Genomic DNA, 20,542 nt, shown 5'->3' with positions numbered 1-20,542 from the left:
GGCATCCTAGCCCGCTTCAAATAACGCCATGGCCTCGACATGCGCGGTTTGCGGAAACATGTCGAGAATCCCGGCACGTTTTAGCCGGTAGCCTTGCTTGACCAACTCAACCGTGTCCCGCGCCAGCGTGGCTGGGTTGCAGGACACATACACCAGACGCTTGGCCTTGAGGGTCGCAAGCTTGCGCACAACCTCCAGGGCACCATCACGCGGTGGGTCCAAGAGTACCGCAGAAAAGCCCTGTTTGGCCCATTCTGCGTCAGTCAAAGGCTGGGACAAATCGGCCTGAAAAAACTGCGCATTATGCAAATCATTGCTGACGGCATTGACGGCAGCCCGCTCCACCATGGCCTGCACACCTTCCACCGCCACCACTTCACGCACCTGGCGCGCCAGTGGCAGGGCAAAGTTGCCCAGGCCGCAAAACAGATCCAGTACCCGCTCGTCGGGTTGTGGCGCCAGCCATTCCAAGGCCTGGGCGACCATCGCCGCGTTGACCCCGGCGTTGACCTGCACGAAGTCACCTGGCCGGTAGGCCAACTCCAGGTCCCACTGTTCCAATCGAAACCCCAACACCGAGTCGGGTTCGACCGGTTCCGGCTGGCCCTCGCCATGCAGCCATAATTGCGCTTCATGGAAATGGCAGAATTCTTTGAGGATCAGCAGGTCCGCGTCCGACAACGGTGCCATATGCCGCAGCAATAACGCGATGGACGTACCGCTGAACAGCTCCACATGCCCCAGGGCCTGAGGTTTGCTCAGCCGGCGCAACAGGTTCGGCAAGCGCTGCATGATCGGTTGCAAGGCCTGTACCAGCACCGGGCAATCATCGATGGCAACGATGTCTTGGCTGGCCACGGCGCGGAAACCGACTTCCAGATGTTTGGCCTTGGCATCCCAACGCACGGCCACACGGGCGCGGCGACGGTAACCGAACTCCGGGCCACTCAAAGGTGCAGCCCACTCTTGCGGTTCGACACCCGCCACACGGGACAGTTGCTCGGCGAGCATGCGCTGTTTCAGGGCAAGTTGTTCGGCGTGGGGCAAGTGCTGCACGCTGCAACCGCCGCAGCGGCCAACGTGCGCGCACGGTGCCGGGCGACGCAGTTCGCTGGCGGTGAACACACGTTCGGTGCGCGCTTCGACGATCTTGCCGTGGGCGCCCAGTACCCGTGCTTCGACTTCTTCGCCGGCCAGCGCACCATTCACAAACCAGGTGCGGCCCTCAAAGAACACGATGCCGCGCCCGTCATTGGCCAGGCGCTCGATGGTCAGGCGTTGTTTCTTTCCTACGGGGATCTGCGGGGCTCGGCTGCCGCCCGTCGGTTGGAAACGCAGCCCCCTCTCGTGCTTGGCCATCAGTGAGGTTCGTCGAAGAGGCCGGTCGACAGGTAACGGTCGCCTCGGTCACAGATAATCGCAACGATCACCGCGTTTTCCACTTCTTTTGACAATCGCAACATACCGGCCACCGAGCCACCGGAGGACACGCCGCAGAAGATGCCTTCTTCACGGGCCAGGCGGCGGGTGGTGTCTTCGGCTTCACGCTGGGCCATGTCGATGATGCGGTCCACGCGGGTCGCGTTGTAGATCTTCGGCAGATACTCTTCGGGCCAACGGCGGATGCCCGGGATGGCAGAGCCTTCCATCGGTTGCAGGCCGATAATCTGGATCTCGGGGTTCTGCTCCTTGAGGTAGCGCGAATTGCCCATGATGGTGCCGGTGGTCCCCATCGAACTGACGAAATGGGTGATGGTGCCCCCGGTCTGGCGCCAGATTTCCGGGCCGGTGGTGGTGTAGTGCGCCTCGGGGTTGTCGCCGTTGGCGAACTGGTCCAGCACCTGGCCACGGCCTTCGGCGGCCATGCGTTCGGCGAGATCGCGCGCGCCTTCCATGCCTGCTTCCTGGGTCACCAGCACCAACTCGGCGCCATAGGCGGTCATCGCGGCCTTGCGCTCGGCGCTGCTGTTGTCGGGCATGATCAGCACCATCTTGTAACCCTTGATCGCGGCGGCCATGGCCAGGGCGATCCCGGTGTTACCCGAGGTGGCTTCGATCAGGGTGTCGCCCGGCTTGATCTGCCCGCGCAACTCGGCGCGGGTGATCATCGACAACGCCGGACGGTCCTTGACGGAGCCGGCCGGGTTGTTGCCTTCGAGCTTGAGCAACAAGGTATTGCTGGTTTCGCCCGCCATGCGTTGCAAGCGGACCAGGGGCGTGTTGCCGACGCAATCGGCGATTGTAGGGTACTGCAAGGTCATGGCGTATTCGCAATCCAGACTGCGGGGGCGGACATCATACCGGGAAAGCCCGGCAGGCCATATCACGCAAAGTGCGGTGCTTATGGCTTAAAGGCATAAGCAGAGAATGTGTTGCCTGGGAGCCCGCTCCCACGCTTGGAGTACATTCTCCTGTGGACGCTGGCTTGCCTGCGATGGCCGCGACGCGGTCAGCCTGCTAACCCAGTCGTCCATCGCCGTGGTTTCGCTGAAAAACCTCCTCCCCCATCGCCGCAATCTGGCCTTCGATCAATGCTTCGAAGGGCTTGAGCAATGGTTCGAATGAGGAGGGGGCTTCCAGCACTTGCAATGCCTGCACAATGGCTTCCACTGTGGACAAGGCACCCGGCCCTGGCGCCTTGCGTAGCCGATACCGGGAAACGGCGCCCTCGGCCAACGTTACCCGGGGCAACGCCGCCAACAATGGATTGAGGTGCAGCAGTTTGCGCGCCTTGCGCCAGGTGCCGTCGGGAACGACCAACAACACGGGCTGATCACCGGGAGCATAGGCTTGCAGCGGCTGCGCGCCCTCTGCAGGAAACAATAGTCGCGCTTGGTAGCCGTGCGGATTCAGCAAGGTAGGCAAGTCATCAAACGTCTCCCCCACTACCAATTGCGCATTGTTCAACCCCAACGCCGCCAAACGCGCAGTGTTCAGCGCATGGTTGACCTCACTCGGGTGCTGCAACAGCAATACGCGGGTGCGGCTGTCGAGGCTGGGGATCAGCGCGCACAGGCAGTGGGTGGTGGGCCGCAAGCAGCGGGAGCATTGGGGTCTGGACATAGTGGTTTCAGGCCTGGTTGAGCTGGGCTTTGAGCAAGTCGCGGAAGGTCTGGATCAGTGGTTCACGGCTGCGGCCGCGGCGCACGATCATCGAGAACGGCGCCTGGTAGCCGAAGGTCGCCGGCAGCAACACGCGCAGGTCGCCCTTGTCGGCCCAGGCCTGGGCGTAGTGCTCGGGCAGGTAGCCGATATAGGCGCCGGACAGCACCAGGATCAACTGCGCTTCCATACTTTCCACGGTCGCGGCGCTGTGCTTGAAACCGTGGCGCGCCAGTTCGGCCTGGCTCCAGTAGCCACGACCGACCATGCGTTGTTGGGTGATGACTTGCTCGGGGATACGCCGTTCATTGAATAGAGGATGCCGGGTGCTGCAATACAACCAATGCTGCTCGCGATACAGCGGCATGTAGATCAGCCCGCTCATGCGGTTGGAGAAAGCGCCGATGGCCAGGTCCAGGCGATTGTCCTGCACGCCCAATTGCAGTTCGTAAGGGCTCATCACCGACAAGTGCAGGTGCACCGCCGGGTGTTCCTGGCTGTAGGCGCCGATGACTTCGGCGAACGGCAGGGCTTTGTCGCTGACGGTGGAGTCGAGCACGCCGAGCTTGAGGGTACCGCGCAGTTCGCCCTTCAACGCCGCCGCGTATTGCTCGAACCCTTCCAACTCACCGAGCAGGCGAAGGGTTTCCTGATGGAACAACTCGCCCTTGCTGGTCAGGCTGAAGCCGCCCCGGCCGCGATGGCACAACACCAGCCCCAGCGCCGATTCCAATTGGCTCATATAAGTGCTGATGGCCGACGTCGACAGGTTGAGTGCGTGCTGGGCATTGGCGAACCCCTGGTGCCGCACGACGCTGACGAAGATGCGCAAGAGTTTCAGGTCGGGCAGAGCACTGGCCATGGGGTCTCCGAAGGCACACACAAAATCCTCTGGGAGCGGGCTTGCTCGCGAATGCGGTGGATCAGTCAAACGATCTTTGAATGACACACCGCATTCGCGAGCAAGCCCACATTTGAACCGAGTTTACCTCAGCCATTAGTTTAGAAAAATCTGAACTAAGTATTTGCCCCTGGCGATTCTTTCGTTTCCAGGGATTTCGCAGAATCGGCCCCTAATAAACAAAACAACGATGAGGCACTCCCGTGGACAAGATTTTTCACCAACCACTGGGCGGCAACGAAATGCCGCGCTTTGCCGGCATCGCCACCATGATGCGCCTTCCCCACCTGCAATCGGCCAAGGGCCTGGACGCCGCTTTTGTCGGCGTGCCGCTGGACATCGGCACCTCGCTGCGCGCCGGCACCCGCTTCGGTCCGCGTGAAATCCGCGCTGAATCAGTGATGATCCGCCCCTACAACATGGCAACCGGCGCCGCGCCGTTCGACTCGCTGTCGGTGGCGGACATCGGCGACGTGGCGATCAACACCTTCAACCTGCTCGACGCCGTGCGCATCATCGAGGAAGCCTACGACGAGATCCTCGAGCACAACGTCATCCCGATGACCCTGGGTGGCGACCACACCATCACCCTGCCGATCCTGCGGGCGATCCATAAAAAACATGGCAAGGTCGGGCTGGTGCACATCGATGCCCACGCCGACGTCAACGACCATATGTTCGGCGAGAAGATCGCCCATGGCACCACCTTCCGCCGCGCCGTCGAAGAAGGCCTGCTCGATTGCGACCGCGTGGTGCAGATAGGCCTGCGCGCCCAGGGCTACACCGCCGAAGATTTCAACTGGAGCCGCAAACAAGGTTTCCGCGTGGTCCAGGCCGAAGAATGCTGGCACCACTCCCTCGCGCCATTAATGGCCGAAGTGCGTGAAAAAGTCGGCGGCGGCCCGGTGTACCTGAGCTTCGACATCGACGGTATCGACCCGGCCTGGGCGCCAGGCACCGGCACCCCGGAAATCGGCGGGCTGACCACGATCCAGGCCATCGAAATCATCCGTGGCTGCCAGGGCCTCGACCTGATTGGTTGCGACCTGGTAGAAGTTTCGCCGCCCTACGACACCACCGGTAACACCTCGCTGCTGGGCGCTAACCTGCTGTACGAAATGCTCTGCGTACTGCCAGGCGTGGCGCACCGCTGATGAGCACGCACGAAGTGCTGCAAGCCGCCGCCGACCTGGTAGCGGCCTTCGCTCGTAATGACCGCGCCGCGTACTTCGGCGCGTTCACGGCCGATGCCAGCTTTGTGTTCTACACCCTCCCCCAACCACTGCTCAGTCGCGATGCCTACCAGGCGCTGTGGGACAGTTGGCGCCGGGACGAGGGGTTCGAGGTGCTGTCATGCACCTCGAGCAACGCCTTTGTCAGCCAGCAGGGTGACGTGGCGATTTTCATGCATGACGTGGCCACCGAGTTGCGCATGCAAGGGGAGCAATTCTTTAGCCAGGAGCGCGAGACCATTGTCTTTAGACGGCAAGGGTGTGGCACACAACAAAAACAAGGCCTGTGGCTGGCCTGTCACGAACATTTGTCCGCTATGCCGGAAGGGCTCCCGCCCCCTTAGCCAATATGATCGGAGCTGATCATGAATAATAAAAACAACGGTAAACGTATTCGCAAGATAGAAACCAACGGGGTCGAGCAGATCCCGGACCACGAACGCACCGCCACACCCAAGGATCTGTTCCGGCTGATCTTCGGCGGAGCCAATACCTTTGCCACCGCGGTGCTGGGTTCTTTCCCGGTGCTGTTCGGCTTGTCATTTCAGGCCGGCGTCTGGGCGATTGTGCTGGGCGTGCTGGTGGGTGCGCTGATCCTGGCGCCCATGGGACTGTTCGGGCCGATCAATGGCACCAACAATGCGGTGTCTTCCGGTGCGCACTTCGGCGTGCACGGGCGGATTGTCGGCTCGTTTCTGTCGCTGCTGACGGCGATTGCCTTCTTCTCACTGTCGGTATGGAGTTCAGGCGATGCGTTGGTGGGCGGTGCAAAACGTCTGATCGGCCTGCCGGAAACCGACCTGAGCCTGGGCCTGGCCTACGGCGTGTTCGCCCTTCTCGTACTGACGGTGTGCATCTACGGCTTTCGCTTCATGTTGTGGGTCAACCGCATCGCGGTGTGGGCGGCGAGCCTGCTGTTTCTGCTGGGGATCTTCGCCTTTGCCCCGGCTTTCGACCGCCATTTTGCCGGCACCGTAGCGATGGGGCAGACCGGTTTCTGGGCGGCCTTTATCGGCGCCGCGCTGGTAGCCATGAGCAACCCGATTTCCTTCGGCGCGTTCCTCGGCGACTGGTCGCGCTACATCCCGCGTGAGACGTCGAAAATGCGCATCATGCTGGCGGTGGTCCTGGCACAGATTGCCACCTTGATCCCGTTCCTGTTCGGCCTGGCCACCGCGACCATCGTGGCGATCAAGGCGCCGGACTACATCGTGGCGAATAACTATGTCGGCGGTTTGCTGGCGGTCTCACCGACCTGGTTCTTCCTGCCGGTGTGTTTGATCGCGGTGATCGGTGGCATGTCCACCGGCACTACATCGTTGTATGGCACCGGGTTGGACATGTCCAGCGTGTTCCCGCGCCTGTTGTCGCGGGTCAAGGCCACGCTGCTGATTGGGGTGATGTCGATTGCCTTCATCTTTATCGGACGCTTCGCCGCCAACCTGGTGCAGAGCGTGTCGACCTTCGCCGTGCTGATCATCACCTGCACCACCCCGTGGATGGTGATGATGATCATGGGGCTGATTGTGCGTCGCGGCTTCTACTGCCCGGATGACCTGCAGGTGTTCACCCGTGGTGAAACCGGCGGACGCTACTGGTTCAGCCATGGGTGGAACTGGCGCGGGCTGGGGGCGTGGATTCCGAGTGCGCTGGTGGGCCTGTGCTTTGTCAACCTGCCGGGGCAGTTTGTCGGGCCGCTGGGCAACCTGGCCGATGGAATTGATATCAGCCTGCCGGTCACGCTGGGGCTGGCGTCGGTGGTGTACCTGACCTTGCTGCGTGTGTTTCCGGAACCGGCGGCTGTCTACGGCCCAACCGATCCCCGCACTAAGCGCATGGATGCGGGCGTTAAACCGGCACTGCAACCCGCCGCCTGATCCTCAAAAAAAAGATAATTGGAGACTCGCCGCCATGGCTTTGGATTTATTCGTCGTACTCATCTACGCGGCCGGCATGCTCGTGCTCGGCTATTACGGCATGCGTCGCGCCAAGACCCATGAGGACTACCTGGTGGCCGGGCGCAACCTGGGCCCGTCACTGTACATGGGCACCATGGCGGCCACGGTACTGGGCGGCGCATCGACAGTCGGCACCGTGCGCCTGGGTTATGTGCATGGCATCTCCGGCTTCTGGCTATGTGCCGCGCTGGGCATGGGCATCGTTGCGCTGAACCTGTTCCTCGCCAAGCCGCTGCTCAAGCTGAAGATCTTCACCGTCACCCAGGTCCTGGAAAAGCGCTACAACCCCATGGCGCGTCAGGCCAGTGCGGTGATCATGCTGGCGTATGCGCTGATGATCGGCGTGACCTCGATCCTGGCCATCGCCACGGTGTTGCAAGTGCTGTTCGGCCTGCCGTTCTGGATTTCGGTGCTGCTCGGCGGTGGCGTGGTGGTGGTGTATTCGACCATCGGCGGCATGTGGTCGCTGACGCTGACCGATATTGTGCAGTTCGTGATCAAGACCGTTGGCCTGATGTTTATCCTGCTTCCAATCTGCCTGTATCGCGTTGGCGGCTGGGACGAGCTGGTGGCCAAGCTGCCGGCGTCGAGCTTCAGCTTCACCGCCATCGGCTGGGACACGATCATCACCTACTTCATGATCTACTTCTTCGGCATCCTGATCGGCCAGGACATTTGGCAACGGGTGTTCACCGCGCGTGACGAAAAAGTCGCACAATACGCAGGCACCTTCGCCGGCTTCTACTGCATCCTCTACGGCCTGGCCTGTGCACTGATCGGCATGGCGGCGCAGGTGCTGATTCCGGACCTGGATAACGTCAACAACGCCTTTGCCGCGATCGTGAAAGTGTCGCTGCCCGACGGGATTCGCGGCCTGGTGATTGCCGCGGCTCTCGCGGCGATGATGTCCACGGCCAGCGCCGGTTTGTTGGCCGCCTCCACCGTCCTCACCGAAGACCTGCTGCCGCGCCTGCGTGGCGGTAAACAGTCGAGCCTGGCGATCAACCGTTTGTTCACGATGCTGACCGGTATTGCCGTGCTGGGTATCGCACTGGTAGTGAACGATGTGATCAGCGCACTGACCCTGGCCTACAACCTGCTGGTGGGCGGTATGTTGATTCCGTTGATGGGGGCGATCTTCTGGAAGCGCGCGACGACGTCGGGGGCGATTAGCTCAATGACCTTGGGGTTTGTGACGGCGCTGGTATTTATGTTCAAGGACGGGCTGGATGCGAACACGCCGATTTACTACAGCCTGGCGGTCGGGCTGGTGAGTTTTGTACTGGTGAGTTTGTTGTCGCGTAAGCCGGAGGCGGTGGTGGCTCGGGCTGTGTGATGCATAACAGAATGTAGAGCGGTTTCTTCAGCGGGTGCGACGTCGGATGTCGCACCCGTTTTTTATCCCTCAACGCTCAAGTGTGAGTTTGCTGGATGATTTCCTGGACTAAAGAGGCCCATACCAATCCATGCGTTGTTCAATTTGGGGCATCCGTCTGGTGAATCACCAAGGCACGCACGCTACGCAAATCTGCCTGCTCAATCGATAGAAACCGACGACGCTCAACCCTGTCGGAAATCACCATACCTTCGCCATCAATGCTCGACATCCCACTACCCTTGCGTCCTTGTGAAGACGAAAATAGAGAAGGACGAACCGGAAAAAGACACGGATGACAGGATAGGAAGAAGGGTCCGACGACAACCCTGGTCTCGTCAGATAATCCAGTAAAGCGGTAGGGAACAAACTGCGGCTGCGCCCGAATGACAGGGAACCGAGCACGCCCTGAAAAACACCCCATTGCACAGCGCCCGCACGATCAACGAATCGATCGCATGAGCGCTTCAGGACTTACCTGCGGCGCGGGCGGCGCTGCTCATCATCTGTGCGAATAGGCACCGGTTGTAGCGGAGGCTCGATCAAGCCCAGTGCAACACCCAGATCATGGAGCCAGTTTTGAATTTTCTCTTTCATGGTTGCCCCCCTTGAGGGTAATGCTGGTAGGCGCAAGTTCTGTCGCCTTTTCCTACATTGATAGTAGCCCTAAGTCCTACGTAATGCATGAACGAAACCACAACGAACTATTACTGAATTGATTCAAATCCTGACGGATCGTTCAAGCAATTGCACGTGCGTCTCGCAGGACCTCTGCCCTGCCCTCTTGCTGAACGTCGATCCATGCATTGAGGTTAGCGCCGAGCATACCCTTTCGCCACATCAGCCAGGTGGTCGCAGTGGCAAAAGGCCCCATCAGCGGATGAACGGACACATTTTCCTTGCCTGGAAGGCTCTCGAGCATGGACTCGGACATCAACGCCACGCCGGAGCCGGCAATCACGCAGGCGAGCATGCCTTGATAGGATTCAATCTCGATTGCCCGCCCCATGGCCACACGCTCGTGGGAAAACCAGGTTTCCAGGCGAGTGCGATAAGCGCAACTGCGGCGGAAGGTGAACACTGAACGCCCGGCCACATCCTGCGGCCCGCGCACCGGCGGGTGATCGGCCTCGCATATCAGCACCAATCGTTCCTCGCACAGGGCGACGCCGTCCAGGGACGCGATGGTGATGGAGCCGTCCACGAATGCAGCATCCAGACGACCGGTGATCAAGCCTTCGAGCAACTCACCGCTGGGCGCCGATTGCACTTGCAGGTTCACCATCGGATAAGCCTTGTGATAGCGCGCCAGCAGCTTGGGCAAGTGAACCGCTGCCGTGCTGTACATGCTGCCCAACACAAAATCTCCAGCCGGTTGCCCGCCTTGCACGGCGCCATGGGCTTCGTCGTGCAACGCCAGCAGACGGGTGCTGTAGTCGAGCAACACCTTGCCTGCCGGAGAAAGCTGCAAGCGTTGGCGTTCACGCACGAACAGCTCGACGCCGAGCTGTTCCTCCATCTGCTTGAGCCGGGTCGACAGGTTCGACGGCACCCGATGCAGACGCTCGGCGGCGCGGGTGATGGAGCCCTCTTCGGCCACGGCCTGGAAAATGCGCAATTGACTGAACTCCATACCTTTCTCCAAAACTGAACAAGTTGCTCACTATTATTCAATTTTACAGAAAGTCAATCAGCTTTAGCCTGTGGGTATTCGCTTACCCGCAGGAAATTTGACCATGTCTCCCTTGATTCGCTTACTTGCCAGCTTTGTCGCCCTGATGATGGCGATGGGCATTGGCCGCTTCGCCCTCACCCCACAAATGCCGCACCTGCTCAGTGAGGGGCAGATCGGCCTGACCGGCGCAGGCCTGATCGCTGCCGCCAACTACCTGGGCTACTTCGTCGGCGCGGTGGATTCGATCTTTGCGCGCAGGCACCACCAGGTGCGCGGGCGCTTGTATGGCGGCTTATGGTTGTGTGTGTTGCTGACGCTGGCGTCGTATTGGGCTTATGGGTTCTGGCCGCACTTATTGCTGCGCTTTGGTACCGGTGTCGCGAGTGCATGGGCACTGGTGATGATCACCAGCCTCAGCCAACCATTGGCGATTTCAGCCGGGCGTCCACGCCTGGGCGCCTTGGTATTCGCCGGACCAGGGTTGGGGATACTGTTGACCGGGTTACTGGCCCTGGGCTCCAACCTGCTGGAGCAAAACTCGGCAACGTTGTGGCTGGTGTATGGCGTGGTGGCGCTGGTGATGTTGTTGGCAATCCTGCCTTTCCTGCCCAGGCCTTATGCCGATGGCCCAGCGGTTGCCAGCGGCACCGAGGTAGGCAGCAACGGCAGCATCGCGCATTTGTGCTGGATCTACGTGCTGTTCGGCCTTGGCTACATCATTCCGGCAACCTTCCTGTCGCAGATGGCCAGCGCTCAGTTCAAAGGCGCATGGCAGGCCGATCTGTTCTGGCCGTGCTTTGGCCTGGCCGCAGCGATTGGCGTGGGAGTGGCGAGCCTGCGCCGCAAGGACCCGCACACCACGCGCCGCTGGCTGATGACCACGCTGTGGCTGCAAGCGGCCGGTGTGTTCGCCTGTTTGTTCGGCAACGGCTGGGGTTTGGCGCTGGGCGTGCTGCTGTGTGGCGGGCCGTTCCTGGCCTGCATGCAGTTGGTGATGGCTCGCCTGCGGGACGTCGCGCCCCACGGCTACCAGCGCAGTACCGGGCTGCTGACCGCCAGCTTTGCCATCGGCCAACTGAGCGGCCCTTTGCTGGCATCGGTCAGCAGCCACCTCAGCGGCGGGTTGCAACCCGCGCTGGCGATTGCCGGCGCGGGCCTTTTAATAGCGGGCTCGGTACTGCTCAGCCGACAACCAGCGGCCCAGGCACACGAATCTGCTCACGCCGAGCCAACACCAGGAAAAACAGCCCACCCAGGAAGCAGCCGGTAAACCAAGCGAAGTTGGCCATAACCTGCAACGCCGGAGTAAAGGTGATCGCGACACCCACCAGCGTCGCCGGCACCAGCGCCTTGACCGCCGTCCAGTTCACGCCACCGTCGAAGTAGTAGCGCCCGCTGGGGCTGTCATCAAACAGTGCATCCACGTCGATCTTCTGTTTTTTGATCAGGTAGAAATCTACCATCAGAATCCCGAACAGTGGTCCGATAAAGGCGGCGAGGATATCCAGGGTGTAGTGGATCATCAGCGGGTTATTGAACAGGTTCCACGGCGTGATAAAGATCGACGCCACCGCGGCGATCATCCCTCCCGCACGCCAACTGATTTTGCTCGGCGCGACGTTGGCGAAGTCAAACGCCGGGGAAACGAAGTTGGCGACAATATTGATGCCAATGGTCGCGGTGACAAAGGCAAAGGCACCGAGCAACACCGCCATGCTGTTATCGATGCGCGAAACCGTGGCAATCGGGTCATGCAGCATTTCGCCGAACACCGGCAAGGTGCCCGAGACGATCACCACGGTGACCAGGGAAAACGCCAGGAAATTCACCGGCAGCCCCCAGAAGTTGCCGCGTCGTACGTCCTGCATGCTGCGGCAGTAGCGGCTGAAGTCACCGAAATTCAGGGTTGGCCCGGAGAAGTACGACACCACCAGCGCGGTGGCCACGATCACCTGGCCAAACGCCTGCCAACCCGACAGGGATTTCTCTGACAGCGTGAAGCTGATATTCGACCAACCCGCCTTCCACACGATCCAGCCGGCCAGGGCAAACATCACCGCATACACCACCGGCCCCGCCCAATCGATAAAGCGGCGAATAGACTCCATACCAGCCCAGAACACGGCCGCCTGCAGCAGCCACAGACTCAGGAAACCAAACCAGCCAAGGTAGGACAGGCCTGCAAAATGCGGTTCGGCATACACCGCCATCTGTGGGAAGAAGCGCAGCACCACAATGATCAACGCACTTGATGCCAAATACGTCTGGATCCCGTACCAGGCCACGGCGATAAAGCCACGAATCACAGCAGGGATATTCGCACCGAACACGCCGAACGCCAGCCGACAAATCACGGGGTAAGGCACAGCGGCCTGCTGGCTCGGCTTAGCCACCAGGTTGGCGATCAACTGCACAATGCAAATACCGGCGAGCAAGGCGATCAACACCTGCCAACTGGCCAGCCCCAGGGCGAATAGGCTGGCGGCGAACACATAGCCGCCAACGCTGTGCACGTCGCTCATCCAGAAGGCGAATATGTTGTACCAGGTCCACTTTTGCGGCAGTGGGCCCAAGTCCTTGTTATACAGGCGCGGGCTGTAGCCTTTGGGCAATTGTTCGGTCATCGCTGGGCTCCTCGAAATACCGGCCTGCGCTTCCGTCACGGGGTGCATACGGGAGGCGGTATGGTTTGTATACGAGACAGTCAGCAGAATGCGTGCCAATTGAGCGCAATCCCTTTGATACGGTGTTCCAAAGCGATTGATACAGGTCTAGAAGCAGGGACTACGCTCAGCTACGGTGCACATCAATCCTGTACACAATCAACGGTGCACTCGATGTGCACACAAGTAGCCCACCGTACAGCACGCCGCAGTCAGAAAGGTGCCCCAGGCCATGTCCATGATTGCCAACTGCGCGGACCAACCTTGCAGCGTGGCCCAGTTGCTCAGGTCATAGGTGCCGTAGGCAACCAGCCCAAGCAAGGCTCCAAGGCGGGCGGCGCGTTGCCAACGGGTGCTGGGCAAGACCACGAACACTACGCAACCCAGTACATAAAGGAGATAGAAGAATGTCGCGGGCAACAGGCGGGGCTGATCCAGCATCAGTGGACCCAGCAGGGATTTGTAGGTGGGTCCCATGAGGACGCCAAGCCAGAGGCCGTCCAGGATCAGGAACGCGAGCAGAGTGCCGAGGTAGGCGAAGAGCGTTTTCTTGGTCATTGATGAAACCTCTGTAGGCACCGGACGGCGCCTACAGAAGAGCAAAGTGCGATCAGCTTAGTTCAATGCGATCCGCGTGAATCACGATCTGGCCCTGCTTATACAGCGCACCAATGGCTTTCTTGAAGTTGCCCTTGCTCACGCCGAACACGTTACTGATGACCGTCGGGTCGCTTTTGTCGCTGACCGGCAAGGTGCCGTTGTTTTCACGCAACTTGGCGAGGATCTTCGCGTTCAGGCTGGAGGCTGCTTCCTGGCCGACCGGTTGCAGGCTCAGGCTGATATTGCCGTCAGCGCGGATCTCTTTGATAAAGCCCTTTTCTTCCTTGCCCGGGCGCAGGAACTTGAACACTTCGTTCTTGTGGATCAGGCCCCAATGCTTGTTGTTGATGATCGCCTTGAAACCCATATCAGTGGCTTCAGCCACCAGCAGGTCGACTTCCTGGCCCACCTGGTAGTTCGCCGGCGTTTTGTCCAGGTAACGATCCAGGCGTGCAGTGGCGGTGATGCGCTTGGTGTGTTTGTCGAGATAAACGTGCACCACGCAGTATTCACCTGCGGTCATCTGGCGTTTTTCTTCCGAGTACGGCAGCAACAGATCCTTGGGCAAGCCCCAGTCAAGGAACACGCCAATACTGTTGACTTCCACCACTTTCAAACTGGCGAATTCGCCCACTTGAACTTTTGGTTTTTCAGTGGTGGCGATGAGTTTGTCATCGCTGTCCAGATAGATGAAAACGTTAAGCCAGTCTTCATCTTCGCTGGGAATATCTTTAGGGATATACCGATTAGGCAAGAGGATTTCACCGTCTTGCGCACCATCCAGGTACAAACCGAAGTTAGTGTGTTTTACCACTTGCAAGCTGTTGTAGCGCCCGACTAAAGCCATGTCCAAATACCCTCATTGCGTGAGCGGCATTCTACCCGAGTTGGACCCGCCACGCGCGGGCGCCTGAAAAAACGCGGGCTGACGTGGCCTAGCAATAGCACCACCCAACGCACAGCCCCCGCTCGTCCGATCAACCGGCTGGTTTTTCCAAGCCGCCAACCGTCGTCCACCCCATGGTTTCGAATTAAAACAATAAGTTAGGGGGTTTATTTCAACAATGAAACTTTACCATTTCCGGCCGCAGCACTTATTCCCGGGAGATATTTACCAAGCAATTGTCAAGTATTTCCTGTACGATGCCTGGCCAAGTTAATTTTCTACAGGTTAGTGGCCGCCATGCGTGTAAAAGCATCCAACAGCAAAGCAAAGCCAGCTCCAGCCGTTGAAACCAGCGAATCGATCAACAGCCAGATCGCTGCGTTCCTTAAGTCCGGCGGCGAAATCCAGCAAATTGCCAAAGGCGTGAGCGGCCAGACTTTCGGCCCATCCAAGCAGATCAGCTTGGGTAAAAAGTAATACTGTGCAACACGCCTGGTCCCTAAGCGTCTTGCCCTCAAGGCGCTAGGACTAGAGTTCGAAATACCCTCTCCAATCATCCACATATTTGCATGAATCGACGAACGGGCCTCACCTGCCGGCATTCGCCGGTATGCTTGCACGCGTCTAGCGCGGGCATCTGCCCGATGTCCTTCGTCACTGCTCCTCGCTTTTCATGGTGTGAAGCATGCTCAAATCCTGTATTTTCCTGGTCGCAGCCCTGCTGGCCAGCCCCTTCGCCGAAGCGCAAATCTTTCAGCGCGAATTTGGCGATTTCGATTTGAAATTGGGCACCACTCCCAGCCGCAGCATGGCGCAGGGCTTGGTCAAGCCGACGTCGCCTGGCAGCGACTCGTTCCATGGCGGGTTGGACCTGAGCCACGACAGCGGCCTGTACTTCGGCCAGTTTTCCCCAAATATGGGCTTGTCCTCAGCCAGCACCCTCGAAGTCGATTCCTACATGGGTTTCAAACACCCCTTCGACCAGACCTTAGGCTACGAAGTGGGCTTGATCCATTACAGCTACCCCAAGCTCAGCCCCCTCGACAGCCAGGAGTTCTACGGCGGCCTGAACCTGCTGGGCAATCGCTTTGGCGCCTCCTTCAGCAACGACCCGGACCGCCAAGACAGCACCCTATTTGCCGACCTCGGCGGCACCCAGCCTTTCGGCATTGGGGTCAGCATGAAATACACCACTCATCAGTTGGGCACTCCAGTCTCGGTGGACGGCGGCTCCATCCGCGCCTTCAGTGACTGGTCGGTGCAGTTCTCGCGGGACTGGATGGGCGTTGACCTGAACCTGATCTACAGCGACTCCAGCCTGAGCGGCGGGGATTGCTCGGCGTATTCCGGACATAATTCGCAATGCGATGGTCTGTTGACGTTGAAGGCTGCGCGGACGTTCTATTAATGGGCTGAACTGTCGCGCCCAGCGCGGGTTCACATGTGACACCCCATTCCGCGAAGGACCCGCCCATGCTGCGTCGGCTCAAATTACTGGTGGTATTACTGACCGTGAGCCTGATGCTCGCCGGCTGCAATCGTGTGGGCCTGGCCTACCGCAACCTGGACGTGATCATCCCCTGGACCCTCAACGATTATCTGGACATGAACGCCGGGCAAAAGAGCTGGTTCAACGACAGACTCAAGGAACACCTGGCCTGGCACTGCACCACGCAACTGCCGGTTTATCTGGATTGGCTGGATCGCCTGCAACAGATGGTCGACAACAATCAAGTCACCGAAGCCGCACTACAGTCCAGAACTGTCGAGGCCAAGCAGGCTATTGACGAGATCGCCCGTGAGATCACGCCATCAGCCATCGAACTGCTCAAGGGCCTGGACGATCAGCAGGTCAGGGAAATGAACGAGGCATTGGCCAAGGATCTACGCAAGCGCCGGGATGAATACATCAAGCCGCCCCTCGCCCAGCAGATCAAAGAGCGCGCCGAGCGTATGAGCAAGCGCCTGGATGCGTGGATCGGCCCGCTCAGCACCCGTCAGCAAAGTCGCGTAACGGCCTGGTCGCTCGCTTTGGGAGACCAGAACACGGGATGGATCGGCAACCGTGCGCAGTGGCAGGCTCAATTCATCGACGCCGTGCAACACCGCGGTAGCGCCGACTTTCCGCAGAAAATGCAGCAGCTGCTGGTGGATCGGGAAAGTTTGTGGACCCCGCAATACCGCGCCGCTTATGCCCAGACAGAAGCGGCAGCGCGCAGTCTGTTGGTCGACCTGATGGGTGACAGTAGTGCGCAACAACGCTTGAAGCTGACGCAGAAGATTGATGGGGTGCGCAGCGAATTCAAGGCACTCAAATGCCTGAAGGCCGCCACACATTGACAATGTGGGAGCAGGCTTGCCCGCGATAGCGGTGGGTCAGTAACGATTATATCGACTGACACGCTGTCACCGCGGGCAAGCTCCCACAGGGGAGCTCAGGCAATCTGAGCTTTTGAAGCCACTTCGGCAAACGTCGCCGGATCCAGCGCATCCGCCTGCTCATCCAACACCTGACGCGGGTGATCGTTGCCCGGGATCGAACTGTCGATCAGTGCCAGCAGCTGCGCACCGAGTGCAGTCAGGATGAAATTCTCGCCATTACCGCCCTCTTCCTCAGGGCGCGATTCAATAAAGCCACGCTTGAACAGCAGCGCCTCATAATCGGCAGCAGTCCTTTTCAGCGCATCCAGGTTGCCGGTCGAGTCGCCCGCCGTTGCCTTCTCGGCTGCTTCCTGCTCGGCATACTTGCGCGGCGCGAAGCTGCCCTCGCCGTTCTGCACTTCATGCAACAGCCGTTCGATCAGATCCCAGTTGTAAGTCGTCATCCTGATTCCTCCTGCAGGCTTAAGGAAAAGTAGCCCGTCTTGAGGTGTGACCCGTCACGTCAGCCGCCGTTCAGCCAAATAGACGGCGGGCCATTTCTCTGAACTTTCCAGACGTTCGCGCCCTCAACAGCACATAACCGCCAAGGAGGTCTGTCCATGAAAACCCTGAAAAACCTGGCTATCGCCGCCACGCTGCTGACTGCTCTGCCAACCTGGGCTTGCACACCAGACGAGGCCACGGCCAAGCGAGAACAACTGGCCCAGGAAGTGGCCAAACTGACCGAACAGAACCCGACCAAGGCCAAGGAGATAAACGACGAGCTGCAGAAGATGGATCTGGATACCGAAAGCGCCGAGTTTCCTGACAAGTGCCAGTTGATCGATGCCCGGTTCAAGGAGCTCAAGGAAGCAGCCGCCAAAGCCAAAAGCTGAAGGCATAAAAAAACCGGACAAATGTCCGGTTTTTTTCCATCACTCAAGCCTTACTCAGCAGCCGGTGCTTCCGGCTTGCGGCGCTTAAGTGGCGCCATGCCATCCTTGCTCACGATCGACAGGTTGTCGGTCTTCGGCCGGTTGGCGATCTTGCGCTTGGTCGGCGACTTGGCGCCGGTTTTCTTCTTGTCGCCCTTGGCGTCGGTCTTTTTCTTCTTCACGCCAACCGCCTTGCCCGACGCCTTGACCTTCTTCGGCCCGGTGTAGGTGCCTTTGACTTCCTTGATGGTGCGACGCTCGAACGACTGCTTGAGGTAGCGCTCGATGCTCGACATCAGGTTCCAGTCGCCGTGGCAGATCAGCGAAATGGCCAAGCCATCGTTGCCGGCACGCCCGGTACGGCCGATACGGTGCACGTATTCGTCGCCGCTGCGCGGCATGTCGAAGTTGATCACCAAGTCCAGGCCGTCCACGTCCAGGCCGCGCGCGGCAACGTCAGTGGCAACCAGAATCTTCACGCCGCCAGCCTTGAGGCGGTCGATGGCGAGTTTGCGGTCCTTCTGGTCTTTGTCACCGTGCAGCACGAACGCCTTGTATTCCTGGGCCACCAGGCGACCATAGATGCGGTCGGCCGCAGCGCGGGTATTGGTGAACACGATGGCTTTCTGATAAGTCTCGTTGGCCAGCAGCCAGTTGAGAATCTGCTCTTTGTGCACATTGTGGTCGGCAGTGACGATCTGCTGACGCGTGGTCGCGTTCAGGTCGCTGACGTTGTTGACCTGCAGGTGCTCAGGGTTGTTGAGGATCTTGGCGACCATTTCACGCAGGGTCGAACCGCCGGTGGTGGCGGAGAACAGCATGGTCTGCTGGCGGTTGACGCACTCGGCTACCAGGCGCTGCACGTCGTCGGCAAAGCCCATGTCGAGCATGCGGTCGGCTTCGTCCAATACCAGCACTTCAACTTCCTTGAGGTCAAGGTTGCCGGCGTTGAGTTGCTCGATCATGCGGCCAGGGGTGCCGATCAGGATATCCGGCACCTTGCGCAGCATGGCGGCCTGGACCTTGAAGTCTTCGCCGCCGGTGATCAGCCCGGACTTGATGAACGTGAACTGCGAGAAGCGCTCCACTTCCTTCAAGGTCTGCTGGGCCAGCTCGCGGGTCGGCAGCAGGATCAGGGTCTTGATGCTGACGCGGACTTTGGCCGGGCCAATCAAACGATGCAGAATCGGCAGGACGAAAGCGGCGGTCTTGCCACTCCCGGTTTGAGCAGTCACCCGCAGGTCACGCCCTTCGAGCGCGAGCGGGATGGCCGCTGCTTGCACCGGCGTAGGCTCGACAAATTTAAGCTCGGCCACGGCTTTGAGCAGGCGTTCGTGCAGGGCGAATTGGGAAAACACGGGTGCTACCTCGAAGAAATACAAAAAAACAGCTGCATAGGTTACCGGTTTCGGGCGTCCAAACCGAGTTTCTTTACGCGAACGGTACTAATCATCTGCTTTTTTGTCAGGGCATTTGTCCATGACGTCAACTTTGTCGCACTTAAATGCTCTAATCGCTCCGTCTTGTCTTACAGAAGAATCGGTCTCATCCATGGATATCAAACAGCTTTGGATCAACGTCCAAGACCTTTGGGGCACCCTCGATCAACACCCATTGCTCCATGCCAGCCTCGGGCTGCTGGTGTTGCTGGTCGTGGCGCTGCTGCTTGGACGTGTAGCGCGTTATCTCATTCTCCACGCCGTCAAATTGCTCGGCCGGCAACCGGCCCTGCACTGGGTCAACGATCTGCGGCACAACAAAGTCTTTCATCGCCTGGCCCAAATGACGCCATCGCTGATGATCCAGTTCGGCCTGTACCTGGTGCCGGACCTGAGCAAGACCGCTATTCTGTTTATCGGCAACGTGGCCCTGTCGCTCACCATTCTGTTCCTGGTACTGGCCATGAGCGCACTGCTCAACGCCTTACTGGACATCTACGCACGCACCGAACACGCACGCACCCGTTCGATCAAGGGCTATGTGCAGTTAGCGAAGATGGTGTTGTTCGTGTTTGGCGCGATCATTATTGTCGCCACCCTGATCGACCGTTCGCCGCTGTTGCTGCTCTCAGGCCTGGGTGCGATGTCGGCGGTGATCCTGTTGGTTTACAAGGACACCTTGCTGTCGTTCGTCGCCAGCGTACAACTGACCAGCAACGACATGTTGCGGGTCGGTGACTGGATCGAAATGCCCCAGGTCGGCGCCGACGGCGATGTGGTGGACATCACCTTGCACACAGTCAAGGTGCAGAACTTCGACAAGACCATCGTCTCCATTCCCACCTGGCGCCTGATGTCCGAGTCGTTCAAGAACTGGCGCGGGATGCAGGCCTCCGGCGGGCGCCGCATCAAGCGCTGCCTGTATATCGACGCCAGCGGTGTGCGCTTCCTGCGTGACGATGAAGAACTGCGCATGACCCAGGTGCACCTGCTCACCGACTACATCGGGCGCAAGCAGGCTGAACTCAAGGCCTGGAACGAAGCTCAGGGGAACAGCGCGCAATTGTCGGCAAACCTGCGCCGAATGACCAACCTCGGCACCTTCCGCGCTTACGCCCTGGCGTACCTGAAAAGCCACCCGGACATCCAGCCGAACATGACCTGTATGGTGCGCCAGATGCAAACCACCGCCCAGGGCGTGCCGCTAGAAATCTACTGCTTTACCCGCACCACAGCGTGGGCGGATTACGAGCGGATCCAGGGGGATATCTTTGATTACCTGCTGGCGGTATTGCCGGAGTTTGGCTTGAGCTTGTATCAGCAGCCGAGTGGCAATGATCTGCGCGCAGGGATGTTGCCGGCGGTGCTCGGGGCCAGTCATTTGCCGGCCCCGGAAAAAATATCGATTTAACGAC

Annotated in this window: 21 protein-coding genes; 10 read left to right on the top strand and 11 right to left on the bottom strand. The window is 59.6% G+C overall.

Annotated features, from left to right (window positions below; all coding sequences use genetic code 11):
• Nucleotides 1-6 precede the first annotated feature (6 nt).
• From rlmD to AACY36_RS09285, 4 genes are all read right to left on the bottom strand, one after another.
• A complete protein-coding gene (gene rlmD, locus AACY36_RS09300; protein ID WP_339416695.1) occupies nt 7-1,359 on the bottom strand; it encodes a 23S rRNA (uracil(1939)-C(5))-methyltransferase RlmD in 1,353 nt (450 codons plus the stop codon).
• Nucleotides 1,359-2,261 (bottom strand): cysteine synthase CysM, encoded by a 903-nt coding sequence (cysM, locus tag AACY36_RS09295; RefSeq protein ID WP_339416697.1) that lies wholly within the window; start codon nt 2,259-2,261, stop codon nt 1,359-1,361. The genes rlmD and cysM overlap by 1 nt, the downstream gene beginning before the upstream one ends.
• Nucleotides 2,262-2,457: 196 nt before the next feature.
• The gene (locus tag AACY36_RS09290; RefSeq protein WP_339497007.1) at nt 2,458-3,063 is read right to left on the bottom strand and encodes a tRNA-uridine aminocarboxypropyltransferase; all 606 of its coding nucleotides are present in this window, start codon (nt 3,061-3,063) and stop codon (nt 2,458-2,460) included.
• 7 nt (nt 3,064-3,070) lie between these two features.
• Nucleotides 3,071-3,964 carry a LysR family transcriptional regulator gene (locus AACY36_RS09285; RefSeq protein ID WP_339493465.1) on the bottom strand — a complete coding sequence of 298 codons (894 nt, stop codon included), beginning with the start codon at nt 3,962-3,964 and terminating at the stop codon, nt 3,071-3,073.
• Between the two features lie 242 nt (nt 3,965-4,206).
• On the opposite strand from AACY36_RS09285, the gene speB reads away from it, so the two are divergent.
• The 4 genes from speB to AACY36_RS09265 are packed head-to-tail and all read left to right on the top strand — an operon-like array spanning nt 4,207 to nt 8,529.
• Nucleotides 4,207-5,157, top strand: a complete 951-nt coding sequence (gene speB, locus AACY36_RS09280; RefSeq protein ID WP_003210733.1) for an agmatinase — start codon at nt 4,207-4,209, stop codon at nt 5,155-5,157.
• Complete coding sequence (locus tag AACY36_RS09275) at nt 5,157-5,579, top strand: YybH family protein (RefSeq protein ID WP_339497006.1); 423 nt, start codon at nt 5,157-5,159, stop codon at nt 5,577-5,579. Before speB ends, AACY36_RS09275 begins: the two co-directional genes overlap by 1 nt.
• Before the next feature lie 21 nt (nt 5,580-5,600).
• Nucleotides 5,601-7,112, top strand: a complete 1,512-nt coding sequence (locus tag AACY36_RS09270; RefSeq protein ID WP_339427395.1) for a purine-cytosine permease family protein — start codon at nt 5,601-5,603, stop codon at nt 7,110-7,112.
• Between the two features lie 34 nt (nt 7,113-7,146).
• Nucleotides 7,147-8,529: a sodium:solute symporter gene (locus tag AACY36_RS09265; protein WP_339416707.1), complete on the top strand. Its 1,383-nt coding sequence runs from the start codon at nt 7,147-7,149 to the stop codon at nt 8,527-8,529.
• Nucleotides 8,530-9,042: 513 nt separating this feature from the next.
• Here AACY36_RS09265 and AACY36_RS09260 read toward each other — a convergent pair.
• Both AACY36_RS09260 and ptrR read right to left on the bottom strand, forming a co-directional pair.
• Nucleotides 9,043-9,165 (bottom strand): PA1414 family protein, encoded by a 123-nt coding sequence (locus tag AACY36_RS09260; RefSeq protein ID WP_003193089.1) that lies wholly within the window; start codon nt 9,163-9,165, stop codon nt 9,043-9,045.
• Nucleotides 9,166-9,307: 142 nt separating this feature from the next.
• Nucleotides 9,308-10,201: a putrescine utilization regulator PtrR gene (gene ptrR, locus AACY36_RS09255; RefSeq protein ID WP_339416709.1), complete on the bottom strand. Its 894-nt coding sequence runs from the start codon at nt 10,199-10,201 to the stop codon at nt 9,308-9,310.
• Between the two features lie 103 nt (nt 10,202-10,304).
• On the opposite strand from ptrR, the gene AACY36_RS09250 reads away from it, so the two are divergent.
• Nucleotides 10,305-11,513, top strand: coding sequence for an MFS transporter (locus AACY36_RS09250; protein WP_339427394.1), 1,209 nt, complete (start codon nt 10,305-10,307; stop codon nt 11,511-11,513).
• Here AACY36_RS09250 and AACY36_RS09245 read toward each other — a convergent pair.
• The 3 genes from AACY36_RS09245 to AACY36_RS09235 all read right to left on the bottom strand — a co-directional run bounded on the left by AACY36_RS09245 (nt 11,425) and on the right by AACY36_RS09235 (nt 14,353).
• Nucleotides 11,425-12,867: an NCS1 family nucleobase:cation symporter-1 gene (locus AACY36_RS09245; protein ID WP_339416713.1), complete on the bottom strand. Its 1,443-nt coding sequence runs from the start codon at nt 12,865-12,867 to the stop codon at nt 11,425-11,427. The genes AACY36_RS09250 and AACY36_RS09245 overlap by 89 nt on opposite strands.
• A gap of 198 nt (nt 12,868-13,065) precedes the next feature.
• Complete coding sequence (locus AACY36_RS09240) at nt 13,066-13,464, bottom strand: DUF2177 family protein (protein WP_339416715.1); 399 nt, start codon at nt 13,462-13,464, stop codon at nt 13,066-13,068.
• A 52-nt stretch (nt 13,465-13,516) separates the two neighbouring features.
• Nucleotides 13,517-14,353 (bottom strand): CvfB family protein, encoded by an 837-nt coding sequence (locus tag AACY36_RS09235; RefSeq protein WP_339416717.1) that lies wholly within the window; start codon nt 14,351-14,353, stop codon nt 13,517-13,519.
• Nucleotides 14,354-14,689: 336 nt separating this feature from the next.
• On the opposite strand from AACY36_RS09235, the gene AACY36_RS09230 reads away from it, so the two are divergent.
• The 3 genes from AACY36_RS09230 (at nt 14,690) to AACY36_RS09220 (ending at nt 16,732) form a co-directional block, all read left to right on the top strand.
• Entirely contained in the window at nt 14,690-14,869 is a 180-nt protein-coding gene (locus tag AACY36_RS09230; protein ID WP_003193095.1) for a hypothetical protein, read from the top strand.
• Between the two features lie 208 nt (nt 14,870-15,077).
• Nucleotides 15,078-15,800 (top strand): TorF family putative porin, encoded by a 723-nt coding sequence (locus AACY36_RS09225; protein WP_339416719.1) that lies wholly within the window; start codon nt 15,078-15,080, stop codon nt 15,798-15,800.
• A 65-nt stretch (nt 15,801-15,865) separates the two neighbouring features.
• On the top strand, nt 15,866-16,732 hold the full coding sequence (locus tag AACY36_RS09220; protein WP_339427393.1) for a DUF6279 family lipoprotein: 867 nt from the start codon (nt 15,866-15,868) through the stop codon (nt 16,730-16,732).
• 95 nt (nt 16,733-16,827) lie between these two features.
• On the opposite strand, the gene AACY36_RS09215 is transcribed toward AACY36_RS09220, so the two are convergent.
• Entirely contained in the window at nt 16,828-17,217 is a 390-nt protein-coding gene (locus AACY36_RS09215; RefSeq protein WP_339416723.1) for a transcriptional regulator, read from the bottom strand.
• A 156-nt stretch (nt 17,218-17,373) separates the two neighbouring features.
• On the opposite strand from AACY36_RS09215, the gene AACY36_RS09210 reads away from it, so the two are divergent.
• A complete protein-coding gene (locus tag AACY36_RS09210; protein ID WP_339416725.1) occupies nt 17,374-17,649 on the top strand; it encodes a hypothetical protein in 276 nt (91 codons plus the stop codon).
• A 50-nt stretch (nt 17,650-17,699) separates the two neighbouring features.
• On the opposite strand, the gene AACY36_RS09205 is transcribed toward AACY36_RS09210, so the two are convergent.
• Nucleotides 17,700-19,046 carry a DEAD/DEAH box helicase gene (locus AACY36_RS09205; RefSeq protein WP_339427392.1) on the bottom strand — a complete coding sequence of 449 codons (1,347 nt, stop codon included), beginning with the start codon at nt 19,044-19,046 and terminating at the stop codon, nt 17,700-17,702.
• A gap of 193 nt (nt 19,047-19,239) precedes the next feature.
• Here AACY36_RS09205 and AACY36_RS09200 point away from each other — a divergent pair, with 193 nt between their 5' ends.
• Nucleotides 19,240-20,538 (top strand): mechanosensitive ion channel family protein, encoded by a 1,299-nt coding sequence (locus AACY36_RS09200; protein ID WP_339416728.1) that lies wholly within the window; start codon nt 19,240-19,242, stop codon nt 20,536-20,538.
• Nucleotides 20,539-20,542 lie beyond the last annotated feature (4 nt).

This window comes from Pseudomonas sp. EA_15y_Pfl1_P101 (assembly GCF_963970835.1).
GTDB classification, from domain to species: domain Bacteria; phylum Pseudomonadota; class Gammaproteobacteria; order Pseudomonadales; family Pseudomonadaceae; genus Aquipseudomonas; species Aquipseudomonas tritici.
Note: the sequence above shows the minus strand (reverse complement) of the source record. Positions and strands in the feature narration are given on the sequence as shown.